Source organism: uncultured Streptococcus sp., from assembly GCF_963456385.1.
In the GTDB taxonomy this organism is placed as follows: Bacteria; Bacillota; Bacilli; order Lactobacillales; family Streptococcaceae; genus Streptococcus.
The window spans coordinates 16,319-39,645 of record NZ_CAUOLF010000012.1; the positions used below are offsets into that span (position 1 = coordinate 16,319).

At 41.8% G+C, this 23,327-nt stretch carries 21 protein-coding genes; 7 read left to right on the top strand and 14 right to left on the bottom strand.

From position 1 onward, the window contains the following. Window positions 1-87 precede the first annotated feature (87 nt). Window positions 88-954: a homoserine kinase gene (gene thrB / locus RP262_RS06305; RefSeq protein WP_268683020.1), complete on the bottom strand. Its 867-nt coding sequence runs from the start codon at window positions 952-954 to the stop codon at window positions 88-90. Window position 955: 1 nt separating this feature from the next. Next, window positions 956-2,242 carry a homoserine dehydrogenase gene (locus RP262_RS06310; protein WP_311154600.1) on the bottom strand — a complete coding sequence of 429 codons (1,287 nt, stop codon included), beginning with the start codon at window positions 2,240-2,242 and terminating at the stop codon, window positions 956-958. Window positions 2,243-2,382: 140 nt separating this feature from the next. Between RP262_RS06310 and RP262_RS06315 the strand changes: the two genes are divergently transcribed. After that, complete coding sequence (locus tag RP262_RS06315) at window positions 2,383-3,348, top strand: polysaccharide deacetylase family protein (RefSeq protein ID WP_268682180.1); 966 nt, start codon at window positions 2,383-2,385, stop codon at window positions 3,346-3,348. Window positions 3,349-3,453: 105 nt separating this feature from the next. Here RP262_RS06315 and RP262_RS06320 read toward each other — a convergent pair whose 3' ends face one another. From RP262_RS06320 to RP262_RS06355, 8 genes are all read right to left on the bottom strand, one after another. Continuing rightward, window positions 3,454-4,410 carry an ABC transporter permease gene (locus tag RP262_RS06320; RefSeq protein WP_268683019.1) on the bottom strand — a complete coding sequence of 319 codons (957 nt, stop codon included), beginning with the start codon at window positions 4,408-4,410 and terminating at the stop codon, window positions 3,454-3,456. 1 nt (window position 4,411) lies between these two features. Then, on the bottom strand, window positions 4,412-5,542 hold the full coding sequence (locus RP262_RS06325; protein WP_311154628.1) for an ABC transporter permease: 1,131 nt from the start codon (window positions 5,540-5,542) through the stop codon (window positions 4,412-4,414). A 487-nt stretch (window positions 5,543-6,029) separates the two neighbouring features. Then, window positions 6,030-7,565 carry an ABC transporter ATP-binding protein gene (locus RP262_RS06330; RefSeq protein ID WP_311154601.1) on the bottom strand — a complete coding sequence of 512 codons (1,536 nt, stop codon included), beginning with the start codon at window positions 7,563-7,565 and terminating at the stop codon, window positions 6,030-6,032. Window positions 7,566-7,705: 140 nt separating this feature from the next. Continuing rightward, complete coding sequence (locus tag RP262_RS06335) at window positions 7,706-8,761, bottom strand: BMP family protein (protein WP_311154602.1); 1,056 nt, start codon at window positions 8,759-8,761, stop codon at window positions 7,706-7,708. Window positions 8,762-8,832: 71 nt separating this feature from the next. Then, the gene (locus RP262_RS06340; protein WP_311154603.1) at window positions 8,833-9,222 is read right to left on the bottom strand and encodes a cytidine deaminase; all 390 of its coding nucleotides are present in this window, start codon (window positions 9,220-9,222) and stop codon (window positions 8,833-8,835) included. Then, window positions 9,209-9,871 (bottom strand): deoxyribose-phosphate aldolase, encoded by a 663-nt coding sequence (gene deoC, locus RP262_RS06345; RefSeq protein ID WP_311154604.1) that lies wholly within the window; start codon window positions 9,869-9,871, stop codon window positions 9,209-9,211. Before deoC ends, RP262_RS06340 begins: the two co-directional genes overlap by 14 nt. A gap of 17 nt (window positions 9,872-9,888) precedes the next feature. Continuing rightward, entirely contained in the window at window positions 9,889-11,166 is a 1,278-nt protein-coding gene (locus tag RP262_RS06350; RefSeq protein ID WP_048773263.1) for a pyrimidine-nucleoside phosphorylase, read from the bottom strand. 1 nt (window position 11,167) lies between these two features. Further along, window positions 11,168-11,755, bottom strand: coding sequence for a class I SAM-dependent methyltransferase (locus RP262_RS06355; protein WP_268682177.1), 588 nt, complete (start codon window positions 11,753-11,755; stop codon window positions 11,168-11,170). 94 nt (window positions 11,756-11,849) lie between these two features. Here RP262_RS06355 and coaA point away from each other — a divergent pair, with 94 nt between their 5' ends. From coaA to RP262_RS06370, 3 genes are all read left to right on the top strand, one after another. Further along, window positions 11,850-12,770 carry a type I pantothenate kinase gene (coaA, locus tag RP262_RS06360; RefSeq protein ID WP_268682176.1) on the top strand — a complete coding sequence of 307 codons (921 nt, stop codon included), beginning with the start codon at window positions 11,850-11,852 and terminating at the stop codon, window positions 12,768-12,770. 70 nt (window positions 12,771-12,840) lie between these two features. After that, window positions 12,841-13,077, top strand: a complete 237-nt coding sequence (gene rpsT / locus RP262_RS06365; protein WP_002895661.1) for a 30S ribosomal protein S20 — start codon at window positions 12,841-12,843, stop codon at window positions 13,075-13,077. 57 nt (window positions 13,078-13,134) lie between these two features. After that, window positions 13,135-13,656, top strand: a complete 522-nt coding sequence (locus tag RP262_RS06370; RefSeq protein WP_268682175.1) for a DNA topology modulation protein — start codon at window positions 13,135-13,137, stop codon at window positions 13,654-13,656. Window positions 13,657-13,660: 4 nt separating this feature from the next. On the opposite strand, the gene RP262_RS06375 is transcribed toward RP262_RS06370, so the two are convergent. Continuing rightward, a complete protein-coding gene (locus RP262_RS06375) occupies window positions 13,661-14,245 on the bottom strand; it encodes a TetR/AcrR family transcriptional regulator (protein ID WP_002906696.1) in 585 nt (194 codons plus the stop codon). Window positions 14,246-14,379: 134 nt separating this feature from the next. Here RP262_RS06375 and RP262_RS06380 point away from each other — a divergent pair, with 134 nt between their 5' ends. Both RP262_RS06380 and RP262_RS06385 read left to right on the top strand, forming a co-directional pair. After that, window positions 14,380-15,222, top strand: coding sequence for a DegV family protein (locus tag RP262_RS06380; protein WP_311154605.1), 843 nt, complete (start codon window positions 14,380-14,382; stop codon window positions 15,220-15,222). A gap of 104 nt (window positions 15,223-15,326) precedes the next feature. Further along, a complete protein-coding gene (locus RP262_RS06385) occupies window positions 15,327-16,100 on the top strand; it encodes an XRE family transcriptional regulator (RefSeq protein WP_268682173.1) in 774 nt (257 codons plus the stop codon). Between the two features lie 75 nt (window positions 16,101-16,175). Here the strand turns inward: RP262_RS06385 and RP262_RS06390 are convergent, their stop codons facing one another. Together RP262_RS06390 and RP262_RS06395 are read right to left on the bottom strand one after the other, a co-directional pair. Continuing rightward, window positions 16,176-17,813 (bottom strand): hypothetical protein, encoded by a 1,638-nt coding sequence (locus RP262_RS06390; RefSeq protein ID WP_311154606.1) that lies wholly within the window; start codon window positions 17,811-17,813, stop codon window positions 16,176-16,178. Then, window positions 17,803-18,546, bottom strand: coding sequence for an ABC transporter ATP-binding protein (locus RP262_RS06395; protein WP_311154607.1), 744 nt, complete (start codon window positions 18,544-18,546; stop codon window positions 17,803-17,805). The genes RP262_RS06390 and RP262_RS06395 overlap by 11 nt, the downstream gene beginning before the upstream one ends. Window positions 18,547-18,742: 196 nt before the next feature. Between RP262_RS06395 and RP262_RS06400 the strand changes: the two genes are divergently transcribed. After that, window positions 18,743-20,209, top strand: a complete 1,467-nt coding sequence (locus tag RP262_RS06400) for an alpha-amylase (protein WP_311154608.1) — start codon at window positions 18,743-18,745, stop codon at window positions 20,207-20,209. Between the two features lie 45 nt (window positions 20,210-20,254). Here the strand turns inward: RP262_RS06400 and RP262_RS06405 are convergent, their stop codons facing one another. Then, window positions 20,255-23,326, bottom strand: a complete 3,072-nt coding sequence (locus RP262_RS06405) for a MucBP domain-containing protein (protein ID WP_311154609.1) — start codon at window positions 23,324-23,326, stop codon at window positions 20,255-20,257. Window position 23,327: the final 1 nt, after the last annotated feature.

A 23,327-nucleotide genomic window follows, 5' to 3' on the forward strand; every position in this document is an offset into this window, starting at 1 on the left:
TAGCACAGTTAGGTATAAAAAGATAGGGATATCAAATCCTTATCTTACGAAAAGAAAAAAGAGGCTCATGGAAAACCTCTTGATGATTTATTTTTCTACTCGGACGCCCTCAGTATCCACCTGAAGTCGGAAGATTTGCCCTTTGAAATTCTGTTTTTGCAGAAGCTGATAAATCGTCTCCGTCTTGTGCTTAGGCGATAAGACCATAACAGTCGGCCCCGCTCCTGAGATATAGGTTGCATAAGAGCCGTTTTTTCTGGCCAAGAACTTAATATTTGAAAATTCCTTGATCAAAGGCTGACGGTATTTTTCGTGGAACAAATCAGACTCGATAGCCCGACCAGCGATTTTCATATCACCTTTTAAAAGAGCTGCAATCGCAACATTGGCAATGGAGCTAGCTGCAACAGCTTCCTTGTAAGAAAGCCGATTTGGTAAGACTTGGCGGCTCTCAACCGTCCGAAGCTCATAGTCTGGGATATAGGCGATGAAGTCTGCGTCCGGAAAGTCCGCTACCACAGCAGACACCTGATTTCTAGATGAGCTAGATACGATCAAATTACCATAAATCGCTGGCGCAACATTGTCAGGATGACCTTCAATCTTTGTAGCGATTTTCAGTTTCTGATAATCCGACAAATTAAGATGAGCCAGCTGGTTGGCCAATTCAATCCCAGCCACAATGACCGAACTAGAAGACCCAAGTCCACGAGCCAATGGAATATCACTGGTCATTTTCAAACGGCGTGGCTGAATATCTGGAGCCAACTGCAGGGCAATCTTAACCAGTAAATTGCGTCGGTCCTTAGGAATTCTCGGATTGAGGTCATGCTCAATCACCCACTCCTGACTTTCTTCCAAGACTTCAATTTCCAGATATTTTGACAGGGCTACCCCAACAGAGTCAAAGCCAGGACCGATATTGGCACTGGTCGCTGGTACAATAATTTTCATCTTAATCTCCTAATACTTTGAAGGTATTGAGCAAGTCAAACTCAGCAACTTCTTTGAGCTTAGCAGTGACATTTTCCAGCTGTGTCTTGCTGACAGCATGGGTAATAATCACCACGCGAGCCTTCTTACCGTCAGTACCTTCCTGCAGAATCTGCTTAAAGGAAACATCCTCAGCATTGAAAATCTCAGCCAAATGCAGAACTTGACCTTTAGAATCAGGTGCCAAGATAGAGAAGTAATAGCTGCTCTTCACATCTTCTGGCTTAGCCAACACAAGCTCACGGCTGAATTCATTAAAGGCCTTGCCAACTGTTCCTTCATTCAAACGGCGGCTAATACGGACAATATCTGCCACAACACTAGTTGCAGTTGGTTTTTGACCTGCTCCTGGTCCGTAGTACATGGATTCTCCGATGCCGATGGATTCGACAAAGACGGCGTTCATTACCCCATTGACACTAGCCAAAGGATGCGCTTTAGGCAAAAATGTTGGAGCTACTTCTGCTGCAATACCTGATACTGTTTCTTCAATAGAACCTACCAGCTTGACTACATAGCCCAAATCTTGAGCAACAGCCACATCTTCTGGTGTGATATGACGAATTCCCTGATGATCCACATCTTCAAATTTAACATTCATACCAAAGGCAAACTGGCTGAGAATGACCATCTTGTAAGCCGCATCAATACCATCTACGTCATTGGTTGGATCACTTTCAGCATATCCAAGTTTCTGAGCTTCAGCAAGAGCGTCTTCATAAGACCACCCCTCTTCCACCATCTTGGTCATCATTAAGTTAGAGGTTCCATTGACCACACCCAAGATACGGGTAATTTTGTCAGAAGCTAATGAATTAACCAAGGTACGGAGGATTGGAATTCCGCCTGCAACAGCTGCTTCATAGTAGAGAGCCACATTTTGCTTTTGAGCAATTTCCAGCAACTCCGCTCCGTGAACAGCTAGCAAATCCTTATTAGCCGTTACTACATGTTTGCCAGCTTCAAGAGCACGAGTGATGAACGTTTTCGCTGGCTCGATTCGTCCCATCAATTCTACAACGATAGTAATCTCAGGATCCTTCAGAATTTCTTCAACATTTGTGACAAAGTTAAAGTCATTTCCAGCTGCTAAAAGACGCTCTTTTTCAGCATCATCTTTTACCAAGACTTTAGCAACCTCTATCTCTGAATGAGCTGCTTGAACGATTTTTTCTCCGTTTTCTTTCAGCAAAAAAGGCACACCGCTGGCCACTGTTCCAAAACCAAGTAAAGCTATTTTAATAGACATGAAGCACTCCTTGAAAATTTCTTGTATAAAAAATATTATAACAAAATTATATAAAAATGCCTACAAAACTACTTCTTTATTTGTTATAATAGATGTAAATTTCCGCAAGGAATTATAATTTTTTTTAAAAAGGAGATATTATGACAGGAAAACACAGAGGAAATCGCATGCAGCAACGCAAAGCTAGAAAAAGAGCTATTTTGCTTTCTTTAACGAGTTTATTACTTTTTCTCGTCCTGATTGTAGGTGGCTTTTCTTTACTAGCCAAGCTGCAAAACTCGCACAACCAAAAAGAAGCTAATAACGTGTCAACGAATCAGGTCAATACTTCATCTAAAACTTCGTCAGCACCAACTCGGGAAAAAAAGACAACTTCGGATGACAGCAGTAAAGACAAAGTCAAATGGGTCAAGCAAGACCAGCCAGTTCAAGTTCCTATCTTGATGTATCATGCCATTCACGTCATGGACCCATCAGAAGCAGCTAATGCTGGTTTGATTGTAGATCCAGCTACATTTGAAAGCCATCTGAAAGCCTTGAAAGACGCAGGCTACTATCCACTAACACCGGCAGAAGCATACAAGGTACTGACGGAGAATGTCTTGCCAGAAAATAAAAAAGTCGTCTGGCTGACCTTCGATGATAGTTTAAGGGATTTCTATACTAATGCCTTTCCACTTCTCCAGAAATATGACATGAAAGCAACCAATAATGTCATTACCGGATTTGTTCAAGCTGGACGCGAAGATATGCTGACGCTAGATGAGATAAAGGAAATGAAGGACAAAGGCATGTCTTTTGAAGATCACACCGTCAACCATCCTGACCTCTCAGCGACTGCAGAAGACCAACAAAAAATTGAGTTAAAAGATTCCAAGTCTTACTTGGACAAAGAACTGTCTCAAACCACAACAACCGTTGCCTATCCATCTGGACGATACAGTGATGCAACCTTGCAGATTGCTGAAAGCCTTGGCTACAAGATGGGACTGACAACCAATAACGGTCTAGCCTCCCTATCCAATGGCTTGCTCACACTTAACCGAGTACGCGTTAATCCAACCACCACTGCAGAAGACCTGCTAAATGAAATCGCAACAAACTAATCTTAAAAAGCCCGCTTCACCTGAAGCAGGCTTTTTTTATTCCTATGATTATAGCTTCTTACAAATACCAAAAAAACACCAGCTCCAAAGAACTGGTGTAAAGGTTTATTTAGACTTGATATAGTTGATACCATCCGCTTTGGGAGCAACAGCTTTACCAAAGAATGCCGCAAGCACTACAATCGTCAATACGTAAGGCGCAATCTGCAGATAAACCGTTGGAACACTTGAAAGCAATGGCAATTGGTTCCCGATAACCGCCAAACTTTGGGAAGCTCCAAAGAAGAGACTCGCCAACATGGCACCAATAGGACTCCATTTACCAAAAATCATAGCTGCCAAGGCGATAAATCCTGGACCTACGATAGTTGTCACAGCAAAGTTAACAGAGATTGACTGAGCATAAATAGCTCCGCCAATACCACCGAGCAATCCAGAGATCATGACACCACAATAACGCATGAGGTAAACATTGATCCCCAAGGTATCTGCCGCCTGCGGATGCTCTCCGACTGAGCGAAGACGTAGCCCGAATTTAGTCTTAAACATGACAAACCAAGCAAGGAAAGAGAAAGCAATGGCAAGATAACCAACCAAGCTTGTATGCTTGAAGAAGATGTCTCCCAAGACTGGAATATCAGACAGGATAGGGAAATTAAACTTGCCGAATGAACGCTGAATGTTATCCGTTTGTCCCTTGTTATAAATAGCTTTAACAAGGAAAATTGCCAAGGCTGGCGCCAGCAAGTTCAGCACTGTACCACTCACAACGTGGTCAGCACGGAAGGTAATGGTCGCAACAGCATGGATAAGAGAGAAGACAACTCCGACCAAACCAGCAGCAATCAATGAAAGCCACGGAGTCGCGCTACCCAAGCTCTTCTCGAAAGTCAGGTTAAAGAGAACGCCTGTAAAAGCCCCCATAACCATGATTCCTTCCAAGCCGACATTAACCACACCAGCGTGTTCAGAGTAAGCCCCGCCAATACTTGTGAAAATCAAGGGAGCCGCGTAAATCAGCATAGATGATACTAATAAACTTAATATCGTTACAATATTCATCCTAGTTTCCCTCCTTCACTTTTTTAGCTTCTTGGCGACGATTTTTAAGGAAATCAAAGATTGTCATACCTGTCATACGCTCAATCAGATAGTGCGCACTGACAAAGAAGATGATAGAAGCTGTTACGATGTTTACAAGTTCTGTTGGAATCTGAGCCACGTTCATACCTGGAGCACCAACACTCAGAACCGCAAAGAGGAAGGCTGCAAATAGAATTCCAATTGGAGAATTGGCTGCCAAGAGACTTACCGCCATACCATTGAAACCAACACTCAAGGAACTTCCTTGAACAAAGACATTCTGATAAGTTCCAAGTCCTTCTACTACTCCTCCAAGTCCTGCAAGAGCACCTGAAATAATCATAGATATGATAATAGTACGCTTAGATGACATCCCTGCATATTCAGATGCATTTGGATTAAGCCCTACAGCACGAATTTCAAAACCAAGTGTTGTTTTCTTAAGCAAATACCAAATAACCACTACTGCAATCAAGGCAAAGAAGATACCGATATTCATCCGAGAGTTAGATGTAAGACTTCTCAACCACTCTGTTTGATAAATCGCATTGGCACTGACACGCTTACTAGAGTCAACACTCTGCATCACAGATTCTGGGAAACTATGAATAAGGGCATTTCCAATAAAAAGAACAATATAGTTCATCATAATGGTTACGATGACTTCACTCGTTCCCAGATAAGCACGCAGAATTCCTGGAATAGATCCGATAATACCACCAGCTACTGCTGCAATGACTACAGTCGCCAATAACATCAGAGGTCGAGGTAAATCAGGGAAGGAAAGTGCAAACCAACCAGCCAAAATCCAGCCAGCTAAGGCTTGACCAGGAAGTCCAACATTAAAGAATCCAGCACGGCTAGCTACAGCAAAGCCCAAACCAATGAGAATCAGAGGTCCCATCGCACGAGAAATCTCACCCAAACTTCTCAAAGAACCAAAAGCTGTTTTAAAGAGGGATTCATACCCCCAGATAGCATCATAACCAAAGATGGCCATGACAACCGCTCCCAATACCAGTCCTAATAAAATAGATATCAATGGAACAGTTATTTGTTGTAAGCCATTTGGTAATTTAACTCTAGAAGAAGATTCTTTCTTATTCTCAATATTTTTACTACTTAATCGATCTTTTATAATCGAAGAAACTTCCTTTTTATATTCAATAGAATAGCTCAAGTTTTTTGTTTCATTTTGTTTAAAAATAGTTAAAAGAATTAAAGCAAGAATTACCAAAGAAGAACAGAGAGAAATAATAATACCAATTCCAATGCTAGCAGATACACTCAATTCCTTCAATCTATCAACTTGATTTATAGTATTCTTTAAATTAAATATATTTATTAGTAATAATACAAGATTAGAAACTGAAAAAATTAATATACTTACGTTTAATAATTTAGATTGTTTCTTTAGAAAGTTACTCAGAATCGCACAAATCCCAATCAAAACTGTAAGAATCAAAGAAACTTTACCTTGATTACTATCAATACCATTAAAATGATATACTACTTTTGCTCCTACCGAGGCTACACTCCATTCTAAAAAAATGCCAATCAATGATAAGATAGAAACAAGAGTAATAAATAGACTTTTCTTAGACATTTGCAGCTCCTTTCTGAATCTTACCACCTGCCATGAGAATACCAAGCTCTTGCTTATTAGTTTCCTCTGGAGTTACAATCCCCTGAATCTTACCATCGTGGATAACCGCGATTCTATCAGAAACATTAAGTATTTCATCTAGCTCAAAGCTGACAACGAGGACAGCTTTACCTTGAGTCCGCGCTTCAATCAAGCGTTTGTGGATGTATTCAATAGCCCCCACGTCAAGTCCGCGAGTTGGCTGACTGACAATCAGAAGGTCTGGATCACGGTCCATTTCTCTGGCAATGATAGCTTTCTGTTGGTTTCCTCCTGAAAGAGCTGAAGCAGATACATATTCATTTGCAGCACGAACATCAAATTCTTCCATGAGTCTTTTTGCATAGTTGGTTATATTCTGATAATTTAAAATACCATTCTTACTAATAGGTTCAATATAATAAGTCTGCAGAGCAATATTTTCAGAAATGGACATTGCCAGGACTAAACCATCACGGTGGCGGTCTTCAGGAACGTGGCTGACTTTCATTTCAGTTATCTGCCGCGGCTGCTTACCAATAATAGACTGGTTCTTAATTGTAATCTCGCCAGAGCTAGCTTTTCTAAGTCCTGTAATAGCCTGAATCAGCTCGGTTTGACCATTGCCATCAATACCAGCAATACCAACAATCTCACCAGCTCGGACATCAAGAGAAAGTCCCTTAACAGCTGGAACACCACGGTTTTCTTCAACAACAAGATTTTTTATTGACAAGACCGTTTCTTGAGGATTAGCTGGCTCTTTCACAGTCTTGAAGGAAACAGCCCGTCCCACCATCATTTCAGCCAAATCTTGGTTAGTTGCACCAGCAATTTCAACTGTTTCAATGGATTTTCCGCGACGAATAACCGTTACTCGGTCAGAAACTGCCCGAATCTCATCCAACTTGTGAGTGATAAGAATGATAGATTTTCCTTCTTTAACGAGATTCTTCATGATTTTCATCAATTCATCAATCTCAGCTGGTGTCAAAACGGCTGTCGGCTCGTCAAAGATGAGAATGTCCGCACCACGATAAAGAGTTTTCAGAATCTCAACCCGCTGCTGGGCACCAACAGAAATATCTTCAATCTTAGCAGATGGATCAACTGCCAAGCCGTATTTCTCAGAAAGTTCCTTGATTTCTTTAGTCGCGCCTTTCAAGTCCAACACACCATTTTTGGTGATTTCACTTCCAAGGATGATATTTTCAGCGACAGTAAATGCTTCAACAAGCATAAAGTGCTGGTGCACCATCCCAATACCAAGTGAGGCCGCCTTTGATGGAGAGTCCAGTTTAACTGACTTTCCATTCACTACAATCTCACCGCTGGTTGGCTCAAGCAGGCCAGCCAGCATATTCATCAAGGTTGACTTGCCGGCACCATTTTCTCCCAAAAGAGCGTGAATTTCACCTTTTCTGAGTTCCAAATTGATTTTATCATTGGCTACAAATTCACCAAAAATTTTGGTAATTTCTCGCATTTCAATGACATTTTCATGTGTCATGGCTCTTTCCTTTCCAGAATTTCATTTTATTTCAATAAAAGTTACTGGCACTACTTGTGCTAATAAATTCTATTGATACAAAGGCGTCTCAAATTTCAAAAAGAAGCGACCCTGCAAGGTCGGATCGCTCTTAAATTGTTTTATTTGTCAGGAACAGTGATGCTGCCGTCAAGGATTTTTGCTTTCGCTTCTTCAACAGCCTTTTTCACATCTTCTGACAAGTTTGTTGTCGTCAAGTCAACTCCACCGTCTTTCAGACCGAAGGTTGTAGTTTTACCGCCTGGGAATTTACCTTTAGCAGTTTGGTTAGCGATGTCTTGGACAGTCTTACCAACTTGTTTCAAGCTTGATGCCAAAACAAAGTTAGACTCTTTACCATCCTTAGACTTGTATTTACCTTCTTCAGTTTGGTCACGGTCAACACCGAGTACCCAAACTTTTTCATCTTCATTTCTTGTTTCGTTGATTGACTTAGCTTCGTTAAATACTCCGGCACCAGTTCCACCAGCAACTTGGTAAACCACATCTGCACCTGCAGCATATTGAGCAGCAGCAATTGTCTTACCTTTAGCTGCATCACCAAATGAGCCAGCATAGTCTACTTGAATCTTGATAGATGGGTCAACTGATTTCACACCAGCTTCGAAGCCTTTTTCAAAACGAGTGATAACTGCGCCTTCTATACCACCTATGAAACCAACTTGTTTTGTCTTAGTAGTTTTTGCAGCAGCAACACCAGCAAGGTAAGCAGCTTCATTGTCAGCAAAAATAGCTGAAGCGACGTTCTCTTTTCCTTTGATAACATCATCAACAATAACATAATTGATGTCTTTGTTATCTTGAGCAGCAGATTCAACCGCATCACGAAGAGCAAATCCGATACCATATACTAAATTATAACCATCCGTAGCAGCTTGGTTCAGGTTATTTGCATATTGAGACTCATCATTAGACTGGTAGTAAGTAAAGCCGTTATCTTTAGAAAGACCGTTTTCTTTACCCCAAGCTTGCAAGCCTTCCCATGCAGACTGGTTAAATGACTTATCATCAACACCGCCAGTATCAGTTACGATAGCAGCCTTCAAATCAGTTTTCGCGTTTGAAGAATCTGAGCGAGAAGCACGGTTTCCACATGCAGCAAGTCCGAATGCTGCGACAGTTACTAGACCAAGACCTAGCCATTTTTTTTTGTTCATTTCTGAACCTCCTAATTAAGATGTGCAACACAGTTGCAAGTTTGAGTTTGGTCAGATGACCGATAACAGACTTATGTTAAATCTGTAAAAGAATATGGAAGTAATTCCTTGACCGTCATCACGACCGTCGATTTATCTTTAGCGACCAAGGTCACTTTTAGATCCTCAGCAAAAAATTCTGCCATTACTTGGCGGCAGGCACCACAGGGCGATATGGGTTTTTCCGTCTCACCATAGACAATCAGCTCCTCGAAGTCTAAAGCTCCTTCTGAAACCGCCTTAAATATAGCTGTCCGCTCTCCACAGTTGGTCAAGCCAAAACTGGCATTTTCAACATTAACGCCGGTAAATACTCGTGCGTCTTTAGCGACTAAAACCGCTCCGATGGGGAAATGAGAATAGGGAACATAAGCATTTTTGCTGGCTTGGACAGCCAAGTCAATCAACTCAGTAGTCGCCACTAGCTTCTTCTCCCTTCATAATCGCCACACCGGCTGAAGTTCCGATACGAGTCGCACCTGCTTCAATAAAGGCCAGCGCATCTTCATAAGAACGAGCACCGCCAGAAGCCTTGACGCCCATGTCAGGACCAACTGTTTTTCTCATAAGGGCAACATCTGCGACTGTCGCACCGCCAGTTGAAAATCCTGTAGAGGTCTTAACAAAATCAGCTCCAGCTTTCTGAGCCAGTTGGCAGGCCTTAACCTTCTCCTCATCTGTCAGCAGGCAAGTTTCCAGAATTACCTTGACCAAGGTACCGTTTGCAGCTTCTACAACCGCACGGATGTCTCGCTCTACCAAATCGTAATTTTTAGACTTCAGAGCGCCGACATTGATGACCATATCCACTTCGCCCGCACCCTTTTGGATTGCGTCCTTAGTTTCAAAAGCCTTTACATCGGAAGTATTGGCTCCTAAAGGAAAACCAATTGGCACACAAACCTTGACATCTGAGCCTTTCAGCTGCTCCGCAGCAAACTCTATCCAGGTTGGATTGACACAGATACTGGCAAAATCATAAACTTTTGCTTCTTCAATTAACTTCAGAATCTGCTCTTCTGACGCTTCTGGTTTTAAAAGCGTATGGTCTATGTATTTGTTTAATTTCATGTTGGTTTCTCCTAGAATCAAGCAATAACCTCGATAATCTCGCTTACTGCAACGCTTTCATCACCTATTTTAACATTTTTTTGAAAATCTGTAACTAGTTCTTGAGAAATTTTTTCATTTGAATAAATTTTTGCGAAAACTTCTCCAATTTCAACCTTGTCTCCGACTTTCTTTTCGAAAACAATTCCAGTTTCATAATCTAAGTCGTCAGATTTAACTGCACGTCCCGCTCCAAGTCTCATAGCAAAGAGTCCAAATTCCATGGCAGGCAGTTCAGTGATATAACCTGCCTGTTCTGCTTTCACATCTACAATATGAGCTGCACTGGATGGACGATAGAGATCTTCCAAGTCACCACCTTGAGCTACAACCATAGCTTCAAATTTCTTCAAAGCAGCACCGTTGGTCAGCTGTTCTCTTACTTCTTCCACCGTTTTCTCAACATCTGCCAGTCCGAGCATAATCTGAGCCAACTCACAAATAAAAGTTGTGATGTCTTCACGACCCCTGCCCTGCAAGATATCCAAAGCTTCTAAGATTTCCAGACGATTGCCAATGCTGGTTCCCAAAGGCTGACTCATATCTGTCAAAACAGCTACTGTTTTTCTGCCGACAGCCTTGCCCAAATCTACCATAGTACGTGCTAGTACACGAGCGTCATCAATATTTTTCATAAAGGCGCCTTCACCAACAGTCACATCCAGAAGTATACTGTCTGCACCAGCAGCAATTTTCTTACTCATAACAGAGCTCGCTATCAGCGGAATCGTATCAACAGTTGCTGTTACATCTCGCAAGGCATAGAGCAACTTATCCGCTAGCACCAACTGATCAGACTGACCGATAACGGACAAGCCGATTTCCTGCACCTGCTTGATAAAGTCTTGCTGACTGCGCTCTACCTGAAATCCTTTAATGGATTCCAATTTATCAATGGTTCCTCCAGTATGGCCCAACCCGCGGCCGCTCATTTTAGCAACAGGCACACCGAAACTAGCTACCAATGGTACCAAGACCAGAGTTACTTTATCACCAACACCGCCAGTAGAATGTTTATCTACTTTTATTCCCGCGATTTCTGACAAGTCAAACTGCTCTCCAGTTCCAACCATGGTCATGGTTAAATCCGAAATTTCCCGAGTCGTCATGCCCTTAAAATAGACAGCCATCGCAAAGGCTGCCATTTGATAATCAGGCACCGTCCCGTCCACATAACCCTCAATCAGCCACTGGATTTCCTGACTGGTCAGTTCCAGACCGTCTCTCTTCTTTTGGATAATATCTACAGCACGCATCCTATTTTTCACTCCTTAGTATATAGTAGCCTTTGTCCTTCTTAACAATCTCACAATTACCGAAGATAGCTTCCATCTTCGACTTGGCACTGGGTGCTCCCTGCTTTTTCTGAATCACAAGGGTCAAATCTCCGCCTTCTGTCAAATGCTCATAGCTTCCTCTGATGACGTCGTGCACGACTTGCTTACCAGCACGAATAGGCGGATTACTGATAATATGGTCGAAAATTCCAGTAACCTTTTCATAGACATTTGACTGGAAGATATGAGCAGATACCTGATTCCTCTCAGCATTCTTCTGAGCTAAGTCCAAGGCCCGCTGGTTGATATCCACCATGGTCGCAGTTACTCCCTGCGCTTTGGCTAAGGTCAAACCTAGAGGCCCATAGCCACAACCAACATCCAAGACCCGTTCTCCAGCTTCAAAGTCCAAGACAGACAAAAGAACCCGACTGCCATAATCAATCATCTTTTTACTGAAGACACCAGCATCTGTCAAAAAAGTCAGCCTCTGTCCTAACAGTTCCACATTTAATTCATGAATATCATGTTTGGCATCAGGATTTTCTGCAAAATACATTTTAGTCATACAACCATTTTATCATAATTTTCCTAGAATTGTAAATCGTTTTCATTTCTCCAAAAAGTATGTTATACTAAAGTCCATCATACAGGAGTAACTTATGACTAACGAATTTCTTCACTTTGAAAAAATCAGCCGCCATACATGGCAAAACCTGCACCGCAAAACAACTCCGCCCCTGACTCAGGCTGAACTTAACTCTATCAAGAGTTTCAATGATAAGATCAGTCTGCAGGACGTAACTGACATTTATTTACCCTTGACCAATCTCATTCAGATTTATAAACGTTCTAAGGAAGACTTGGCTTTTTCCAAGGGGATTTTTCTACAAAAAGAAAGCCGGAAACAGCCCTTTATTATCGGAGTTTCTGGCAGTGTGGCCGTTGGGAAATCCACCACCAGCCGTTTGCTGCAGATTCTGCTTTCTCGGACTTTTTCAAATGCAACTGTCGAGCTAGTTACCACAGATGGTTTTTTATTTCCGAATAAAATCTTGGAAGAACATGGCATTTTAAACCGCAAGGGTTTTCCAGAAAGCTATAATATGGAGCTGCTTCTTTCCTTTCTGGACAGCATAAAAAACGGTCAGGATTTCCAAATTCCCGTCTATTCACATGAGACTTACGATATCGTCCCTCAGGAAATGCAGGAGGTAAAGGCTGCAGATTTTGTTATCGTCGAAGGCATCAATGTTTTCCAAAATCCACAGAACGAGCGCCTCTATATGACAGATTTTTTTGACTTTTCTATCTATGTTGATGCAGAAGTCGAAAACATTGAAAACTGGTATCTGGATCGCTTTAAAAAAATGCTGACGCTGGCTGAAAACGACCCCAAAAACTACTACCACCGCTTCACCACTCAATCAGAAGAGGAAGTAGTAACCTTCGCCCATAATGTTTGGAAAAGCATTAACCTTGTCAACCTGCTAGACTACATTGAACCAACCCGCAATCGGGCAGAAATTATCCTGCACAAAGCCGGAAATCATGAAATTGATGAAATTTACTTAAAAAAATAAAAAAGCTTGTCAAATCCTAACTTTTCATATATAATTAGATAGTTAGTATTTTCAATGGAGGTGAAAGAACTTGGCAAACATTAAATCAGCTATCAAACGCGCTGAATTGAACGTGAAACATAACGAAAAAAACTCAGCTCAAAAGTCAGCTATGCGTACTGCAATCAAAGCATTTGAAGCAAACCCATCTGAAGAACTTTTCCGTGCTGCTAGCTCAGCTATCGATAAAGCAGAAACAAAAGGTTTGATCCACAAAAACAAAGCAAGCCGCGATAAAGCACGCCTTTCAGCTAAACTTGCTAAATAATGCATACAAAGGGAGCTCTCAGGAGCTTTTTTTGTTTCTCACACAAAGGAGAAAAGGATGAAAATAGCAATTATCGGTTATTCCGGTTCTGGCAAATCCACTCTAGCAGTACAACTGTCCAACCACTACTCCATTCCCAAACTTCACATGGATAGATTGCAGTTCCAACCTGGCTGGAAGGATAGCGACCGTGATTGGATGAGTGAACAGATGGACAATTTTCTGTCAAAAAATACCGACTGGATTATTGATGGCAACTACTCTTGGTGTTTTTATGAACGGCGGATGGCAGAAGCCGACCAAATCATCTTTCTGAACTTCTCTCGCTGGAACTGTCTTTATCGAGCTTTCAAACGCTATTTAAAATACCGCAATCGGACCAGAGAAAGCATGGCTCCAGGCTGCCCCGAAAAGTTTGACTGGGAGTTTATCTGCTGGGTTCTTTGGAAGGGACGACGTCAGACAGCACTGGCAAGATATAAGAGAATCCGACAAACCTTTCCTCAGAAATTCTACGAATTAAGGAACCAAAAAGAACTGAACAGCTTCTTACAGAACCTAAAAACAAGCGAGCCCTAATGACTCACTTGTTTTTATTTGATTTCTTTTTCTGTGGGAAAAGAGGTAGGCCTAAAGAAGCTATTTTTTCAGCTGGAACCTTCATGCCGTCCTTAATCCACTTGGAAAGAACGGAAACAACTGCCGAACTCCAGAAGGAATTCATGTAAGAGTTAGTTGTTTTCTTAGCATTGCGATTGCGCTTTTCCAAAAAGTCAAACACGGCCTGAGTCAGCAGCTTTTCAAAATTATAGTCGATGGCTAGGCTGATAACCCGAGCTTCTTTCTTAGCTTCCTTAAAAAGAAAAAGCCAAATTTGGTACATCTCCGTTTTAAAGTTAAACTCTTCCAATTTATCCGTAATGCCTTGAACAGTGTTTTTAAAAATCTCTTCCAGAATCTGCTCTTTAGAGCTATAATTGCGGTAAAATGCAGCGCGGGAAACCCCTGCTCGCTCAACCAGCTCTGAAATTGTGATCTTTTTGAGTTCTTTCTTCTCCAGCAACTGCATGAGAGAAATTTCCAGAGACTCTCTCGTGATTTGATTGGATTCCTGATTGTATTTCTTTAAATTCGCGAGTGATTTTTCCGATATTTTCTTTTCCGACATAACAATTTCTTCCCTCTTGTATCAGCTGACAGTTTCCGCTTTTTAGTAAGCATTCTTCATGTTATAATTTTAAAAAAAGACAGGTTTTTTGTCAATTTTTTTATTGTACATACTTGACAAAAAAGGAGAAAAATATGACTTGGAAAATTATAGCCGACTCTGGCTGTGACTTTCGTGAAATGACAAACTTAGCTAAAGACACCCAGTTTGAAAGTGTTCCCTTGACCATTCAAGTGGAAAATGAAATCTTTGTAGATAATAAGAAACTTGATATTGACCTGATGATGGAGAAGATGTATGCTTCTTCTGCTGCTTCAAAGTCCGCCTGCCCTAGTCCAGATGACTATCTCAAAAGCTTTGAGGGAGCTGACAAGATCTTTGTGGTGACTATCACTGGAACTCTATCTGGCAGCAATAATAGTGCACAGGTTGCTAAGAAAATCTTTTTGGAAGAACATCCTGATGCCCAGATTCATGTCATTGATAGTCTTTCTGCTGGCGGCGAGGTGGACTTACTTGTGACTAAACTCAATGAACTCATTCAGCAAGATCTCAGCTTTGATGAAGTTGTTGAAGTCATTAGTCGCTATCAAGAGAAAACCAAGCTTCTCTTCGTTCTGGCAAAGGTAGATAACTTGGTCAAAAACGGCCGGCTTAGCAAACTTCTGGGAACCGTTGTCGGCTTGCTCAATATCCGTATGGTTGGTGAAGCTAGCCAGACTGGTACGCTAGAGCTTCTGCAAAAGGCACGCGGTCCGAAAAAGGCTCTCGCTTCTGCAATCGAAGAACTACTCAAAGCTGGTTACAAGGGTGGCAGACTCATCATCGCTCACCGCAATAACGAAAAGTTCTGCCAGCAATTTAGTCAGCTGATACAAGAAAAGTATCCCCAAGCTCAAGTCGAAACGGTGCCGACTTCAGGCCTCTGCAGCTTCTATGCTGAGGAAGGCGGAATCTTAATGGGCTACGAAATCTAATACGACATCTAAAAAAGTAAAGGATTAGGCTAAGATAATTGACCTAATCCTTTACTTTTTCGATTTAATTCGCTATAATAAAACCAAGTAAAGGAGTTGATATTATGGCCAGAGGAAGAGGCGCCGCAAGCCCCCAAGACAAGGAAGCAAGTCTTCTCATTTCTAAAAAGCTCAAAGAACTTCTCAAGGAAACAGGTAAGAAGCAAGTCGAGCTATCTCGTGAAACAGGCATTCCTGCTAGTACGTTGACTGGCTATATCAAAGGGACATCTCTGCCTATTGCAGCCAATCTAGAAAAGATTGCAAGATTTTTTGAGGTAGAGGTTGAAGAAATTGACCCTCGTTACCGACTAATTGCAGACATCCCTCAGCAATTCCCCGATTTAAATCGTATTTATCAACAACTTGACCAAGACAGACAGGGGAAAGGATTAAAGCTACTGGAAGCTAGCCTGACTGAGCAAGAAACACATGCCAGCTTAAAGGACGACTACTTTCCCTACTTGGTCTATGAGAATTACTATCTCTCTCAACATAAGCCTGAACAAGCTGATTTAGTCTGGTTGGACAGAGAAATTGACTACGATATTGCTCTTTGGGTACGAACTGACTCTCTGGAGCCCAAGTATCCGAGAGATTCCGTAGCGCTAATCAAGCAGACTCATTTCGAGCTTGCTGGCGCTATCTATGCTATCGATTATGACGGCCAAACCATTATAAAAAGGGTCTTCAACGATCCATCCGGTATCCGTCTGATTTCCCTTAATAAAAAATATAGTGATAAGTTTATCCCGCATGAGGAAGAACCTAAACTTATCGGTCGAGTCATGGCGACTTTCATGCCACTGGATATAGAAAAAATAAAGAAAAACAAATAACAGTTCTGCAAATGTACAGAGCTGTTATTTTTACAGTCAAAAAATCAGAAAGTCTTTCGACTTCCTGATGCTCTTTTAATAAAATACTGCTAACTCTTCATTCAGCTTTTTCATGTAGTGTTTGTGGACTATGTAAGACAACACAGTTAATCCTACTAGAACTAGAGCCACTATCGTATAAATTACCAGAGGCGCAAGAACATTGGATATAAAGAAGAGAAGAGTAATGACAATCACCATTCCTAAAATAAGAGCGATGGCTAAGAGAGTTTTCACCATATTGTTATCTCGGCTCATCAATTCTGTGACATTGGACCAATTAGTCACAAAATGCTTGTAGTCTCGGTAGTAACCCCAAGAACTCCACATTAGGCTAATTAAGGCCCAAACAACCACCATGCCCAAGAAAGTCACTGGATGCATACCGGAAATAAGGCTAGTTATCAAAAGCAAGGTCAGAGGCAGGATAGACTGGACGGCAAAGAGCTGCCAAAACTTCAGACGAATATATTGCTTCAAATCAAAGGGGAGAACCTTGAGATAATCAAAATTTTCCCTTTCCAGAGAAATCCCAATAGCCGTAAGGTTGCTGCCGCCTGAGTTTAGAGTTGCAATCAAAACAGCCAGAGCCATCATTGGCAAGAGGAAACGTGGTCCCAGATAAGAAGTCAAAGACAGGCCACCTTGTATCATGCCCATTCCCATACTGAAAATGACAATGTAAGGGAGAAAGGCCGACATAAAGATAGCTTGCATAATGACAGAACCCTCGCTCAAGAGCCTGATATTGTAATGCCAGACAAACTTTTTGAGATTTTTTGCTTCCGCAATATTGATGTCATGCACGCGCTCCCGCTTTCCTACTGAAGAGCCCGTCATGAGAGCTGCCTCATAAAACTCTGGAATCACCTTGGTCTTTACGATGAAAAATAGAAGAGCCGCAACTGCAACCCATCCCAAAAATCCCAGCAAGGAAGCTGTATGAAAAGGATGAAGGATAAAATCATAAAAGGCCTGAACTGGCGGAAAGAAAGCTTTGACCTCTGTACGATTTACAACGCTTCTGCTGTTCATTTGATTAATCATAAAATAGAGGAAAAAGGATCCAACGGAAACAAGAGCCAGAATGACATTGGACAGGATGGTCTTGTACTTCCTGAAAAAGACTGTCTTGGTAATGAAATGGACGGCAATCAGAATCAGAAAGGTGATGACTGAACTTAAAATCAGAATAGCAAGCAGAGCTAAGGGCAGGCCCAAGAAAGGATTACCACCTTGGAAAGTCAGAACCAAGAAATAACTGAACATAGGCAAAATGGCAATCAGCAAGGTCAGAATAACTGAAATGCTTTTGCCGACAATGATTTCTGCTTCGCTAAAAGCGTAGGGACGATAAGACTGCAAGTCCTTGCTTTCATAAAAGACATTGTAAAAAACCAGAAAGCCCTGAGACATAGAAAAGAGAGCAAAAGCAGAAACCAAATTGGCAAAGAGACCAGGATTGCCAACCAGTTGGTTCAGGGAGCCCATCAAGCCGAAAAGAAAGAGATAGACCAGTCCTAAAATCAGATACATGCGGATGGCCTTCAGCGATACATTGACCTTGCGCTCAGGATTCTTAGCTTGCATCTTGCGGTACTGTTGCAGCTGAGACGGCTGAATAGCATAGAGGATGTTGATATCAACGAGTTTTTTTATAGCTTTAATGCGCATCAGGACTCACCTCTTCTCTGCGGCCTGCTAGACCAAGATAAATGGTTTCAAGAGACTGTTCTGGATGTTGGCCTTTTAGTTCTTCAATGGTTCCATAGAAAATCAATTTCCCTTTTTTGAGAATAGCCACCTTATCACAGAGCTGCTCTGCAACTTCCAAGACGTGGGTTGAAAAGAGAACTGTATTTCCTTTATCTGCATGCTGGCGCATCATCTGCTTGAGGTCAAAAGCTGCCTGCGGATCAAGACCCGTCAGCGGCTCATCCAGCACCCAAATATCTGGATCAGACAAAAGAGCTGCAATAACGAAGACTTTTTGCCTCATCCCATGAGAAAATGATTCAATGACCTCATACCGATGAGAGCCGAAGTCGAAAATATGGAGCAGATTTCCCAACCGCTCTTCAACTTCTGCATTTGTCATATCGTAAGAAGTCGCAACCAGTTCCCAGAACTCATTGGCAGTTAGGCGCAAAAATAGATCTGGTGAATCAGCTACATAGCCGATTTTTTTCTTGACTTCCAAGCGATTAGCTGATAATTCTTTCCCATCTACAAAAATCTGTCCACTACTAGGATTGATAACGCTGACCAATGACTTAATGGTGGTAGATTTTCCCGCGCCATTGTGACCAATCAGACCGACGATTTCTCCACTTTGCAAGGTCAGATTCAGCTGATTGAGAGCTACCGCTCCTTCATAAACTTTAGTGACATCTTTAAATTCAATCATAAGAGAGCTCCTTTACCGATTTCTATACAGATTAGTATACTCTTTTTGCGGCTTTTTGTCTCAGCTAAAAATGTTTCATTTTCAATTTTAAAAATATTTTTCAAATTATAAAAGAGTTAAATATCTATGAGAGTGAAAAAACGCAAGCGATTGCGTCTTTCTGCTTCTTTTGGTACAATAAAGCCAATCAGTGAGAATGAAGAGGAAAATTTATATGGAAAACCAAACCTTAATGCAGTATTTTGAATGGTATCTGCCAGATGACGGTCAGCATTGGAACCGCTTAGCGGAAGATGCACCAAACTTAGCAGCAAAAGGAATTCGCAAAGTCTGGATGCCGCCAGCTTTCAAAGGAACAGGCTCTAATGATGTCGGATATGGTGTATACGACCTTTTTGATTTGGGAGAATTCGACCAAAAAGGGACCGTCCGCACAAAGTATGGATTGAAGGAAGAATACCTCCGAGCGATTGAAGCGCTTAGCCAAAACGGTATCGAAGCTATTGCAGATGTTGTCCTCAATCACAAGGCCGCAGCTGACTATAAAGAGCGCTTTACCGTTGTTGAAGTTGATCCTAACGACCGCACAAAGGTCTTGTCAGAACCTTTCGAGATTAAAGGCTGGACTAAGTTTGTCTTCCCAGGCCGCAAAAAAGCCTACAATGACTTCGAATGGCACTGGTACCACTTCACTGGCACTGACTATGATGCAAAAAAAAACAAGTCAGGCATTTTTCTCATCCAAGGCGACAATAAAGGTTGGGCAGATGATGAGCTAGTAGACAATGAGAATGGTAACTACGACTATCTCATGTATGCGGATATTGATTTCAAGCACCCCGAAGTCATCCAGAATCTCTACGACTGGGCTCATTGGTTTATTGAAAGCACTGGTGTTCATGGCTTTCGCTTAGATGCTGTTAAACACATTGATTCATTCTTTATGAAGAATTTCATCCGCGATATTACTGAAAAATACGGTGAAGATTTCTATGTCTTTGGGGAATTTTGGAATAGCGATGAGAAGGCCAATAACGATTATCTAGAAAATATTGACTACCGCTTTGACCTAGTCGATGTTAAACTTCATCATAATTTATTTGATGCTAGCAAATCTGGAGCAGATTATGACCTGCGAACTATTTTTGATCAGACACTTGCAAAGAATCATCCTGAATCAGCTGTAACCTTTGTGGACAACCACGATACTCAGAGAGGTCAGGCTTTGGAGTCTACCGTCGAAGAATGGTTCAAGCCTGCGGCCTATGCTCTCATACTTTTGCGAGAAGCTGGATTGCCCTGTGTCTTTTACGGAGACTACTATGGCATTAGCGGAGAATTTGCCCAAGAGAGCTTTCAAGAGCTACTGGATAAACTCCTAGACATCCGTCTCAATCTAGCCTATGGTGAGCAGACCGACTACTTTGACGATGCAAACTGTATTGGCTGGACTCGCCAAGGTATGGACGATGGTCAGCCAATCGCTGTCCTTATCAGCAATGACCAAGCAACCAACAAATCCATGCTTGTCGGTCCAGAATGGGCTGGCAGAGAATTCAGTGACTATCTAGGCAACAGCTCTCAAATCGTAACTATTGACGACCAAGGCTGGGGAGAATTTCCTGTGGAGGAAAAATCAGTTAGTGTCTGGAGTGTCAGATAAGTCACAGAAAACATATGGAAAAAGAAAAATAAGACCGAATTGGCCTTATTTTTTTCTTCTTTCTTTCTTGGAATGTAGTAAGCCAATAGAAGCCAGAAGGCTGATAATTGCTGCTCCCAAGAATGATGAATTTGTGTTTCCAGTATTTGGTAATTGATGTTTGGACACTCGAGACAGAACAGGAGTAGTCTCAGAGTTCTCAACCCTTACAGGACTCTTCTGCTCAGAAGTTTCTGTTCCCAAAGGTGTTTGAGTGTGCGTTTTTGGCTTGTAAACATAAGTGCGAACGCCATTTGCATCCGCTACAGAAACAAAACCATATTTTTCAAAATCCTTTGCATCAAGTAAACCAAATTCCTCAGCTGCTAAAGGTCTTCCTTCTACATCTACAAAGCGAGTGATTTCGATAGAAGGCTTGTCCTCAACCGGAGCATCTTTCGGCACTTCATGCACGCTGGCACGATAGACATGAGTACGAATGCCATCCTCCTCAGTACTAGACTGGAAATCATAGCCAGCAATACTCTTAGATGCCACCAAACCGCGCTCAGGAGCTGATAATTCTTGACCAGTTTCATCTACAAAATGAGTCATTTCTAAGACTGGTTTCTCTTCTCGTGGAGCGTCTGTCGGAAGTTCATGCACACTTGCGCGATAGACATGAGTGCGAACACCATCTTCGTCGCTGCTGGACTGGAAGTCATAGCCGGAAATACTCTTAGACGCTACCAAACCACGTTCAGAGTCTGACAGCTCTTGACCGCGTTGATCTACAAAGCGAGTCATTTCCATGACGGGCTTGTCTTCACTTGGTGCGTCTGTCGGCAGTTCATGCACGCTGGTACGATAGACATGCGTGCGAATACCATCCTCGTCACTGCTGGATTGGAAGTCATAGCCGGCGATAGTCTTAGACATTACCAAACCTCGTTCTGGATCTGACAGCTCTTGACCATTTTCATCTACAAAGCGAGTCATTTCTAAAACTGGTTTCTCTTCTCGTGGAGCTTCTGACGGTACTTCATGCACGCTGGCACGATAGACATGAGTACGAATGCCATCCTCCTCAGTACTAGACTGGAAATCATAGCCAGCAATACTCTTAGATGCCACCAAACCGCGCTCAGGAGCTGATAATTCTTGACCTGATTCATCTACAAAGCGGGTCATTTCCATGACGGGCTTGTCTTCACTCGGAACGTCTGTCGGTACTTCATGCACACTTGCGCGATAGACATGCGTGCGAATACTGTCCTCGTCACTGCTGGACTGATAGTCATAGCCAGCGATACTCTTAGAAGCTACTAAACCTCGCTCTGGGTCTGATAATTCTTGACCTGATTCATCTACAAAGCGGGTCATTTCCAAGACAGGCTTGTCCTCGCTTGGTGCATCATTTGGAAGCTGGAACTGGCTGAGTTCATACTCATAGACGATTTCTTTGGTTCTTCCTGCTTCATACTCTCCCGATTCAGCATCATAGGCAGTTAGCCGAGATTTATAAGTATAGAGCTTGTTATTATAGGAAATTAGAGGTTTAGGACTGACTGTGTATCTGGTCGTACCTGGTTGCTCATCCGTAATAGGGTTAGCAATAGCATGCCCCTGCTCGTCTTGGTAACGGACAAGAACCTTGCCCGGTCCGGTCTCTCTCTCATTAACCTTCTTAACATCTGAAAGTTTAAAGACGAAGCCTTCAGCTTTGACTGTTCTAAAAGCTGCATCTATGCCCTCTTGGTTAATTTTTAAGCCAAGTAATGTCTTACCTCCCCTGTAAAAAGTTGGTTCAACAGATTTAAGTCCACCATCAGGCGTCTCAATTAAATTATGTACACCCTCAATTTGGATCGTATAGTCTCTATCGATATAATAGCGAGTCCTGTCATGAGGTTTCATCAGATACAGTTTGTAGTGGAAGGTTTTAATATTGTTTTCACCAAACCAAGGCTCCATTACAGTCGGATTATTGCCCATCCAGTCGATATACACTAGGTCGTTATATTTTTCTAATCCCATACGACCTAGTCGAAAAATTCTACCAATTTGAGACTCATTGAAACGATAATTTTGTTGTCTCCATGGTTCATTGGGATCTCTATAACCAAAGGCTAAGGGATCCGTATCTCGTGTATCAAGCAATCCAATCTTTAGATTCGTATTGTAATTAGGGACATCAAAATCAATTTCCTTTTGATTAATCACAATTTTCTGAAAGTACGGATTGATAGGTCCTTTTTCAGATAATTTCCTTTCAATAGGATACGCTTCAACTCGGAACATATCAGGATTTTTAGAATATATCTGTCTTATCTCTTTCATAGATAATATCCTACGATCTGACGAAGGCAGATATTTTCTAGAAAAAGCCTCTTCATAGGTTTTCCAACCATGCCATTCTTGTGGAGTATACGCTGCACTCAAAAACACTCTTTTGGGCATAGATTCATTAACTGTCAAATCCAATTCGGAGCGTGGAATAATAGCTTTGGGTATCTTGGCTACTTCTTCTGGGGTTGGATTTGGATTGAATATAGACTCCCACTTATTCAAAAAGAAGAGGGCTGTATCATTTTGGATAAGTGTTGCCACTCGAGAACCTACATCCCTAAAATCCTCATCTCTAACTAGATTTAAATTTTCTACTTGTTTTAAATCAATATATTTAAAGACACCATCTATCTTACGGATAGCATAAGCACGATCATACTTTTTAGCTTCTTCTTCTATTTGCTCCTTTGACTGCATCTCAGGCATAACGGAAGTTAAGGTTGCAGCCTTAGTTATTTCAAAGCTATTTTCCTTAGTATGATAGTCATAAAACTCTTGAGCTAATTGTTTGATTTCAGGCGTGACTTGGGCTGCGCCCTTCTCTCCTTCTTCTGAGATGGTCAGACCGGAAGCTTCCTCTGCTGGTGTATTTTTGATTGTCCCATCATTTGGCAGTTCTTGAGTGATAGGAGGAGTCACTTGGTTATTCTGGACTTGATTCCCCTCTGTTTCATTATTTACCTCCTCCGCTTGTACAGTCACTGCCATTGTCCCAGCAAGCAGTAAAGACAGAGGAATTGGGACTAATTTCATTCCCAGTTCTACTTTTTTTCCTAAACTCTTTTTCATA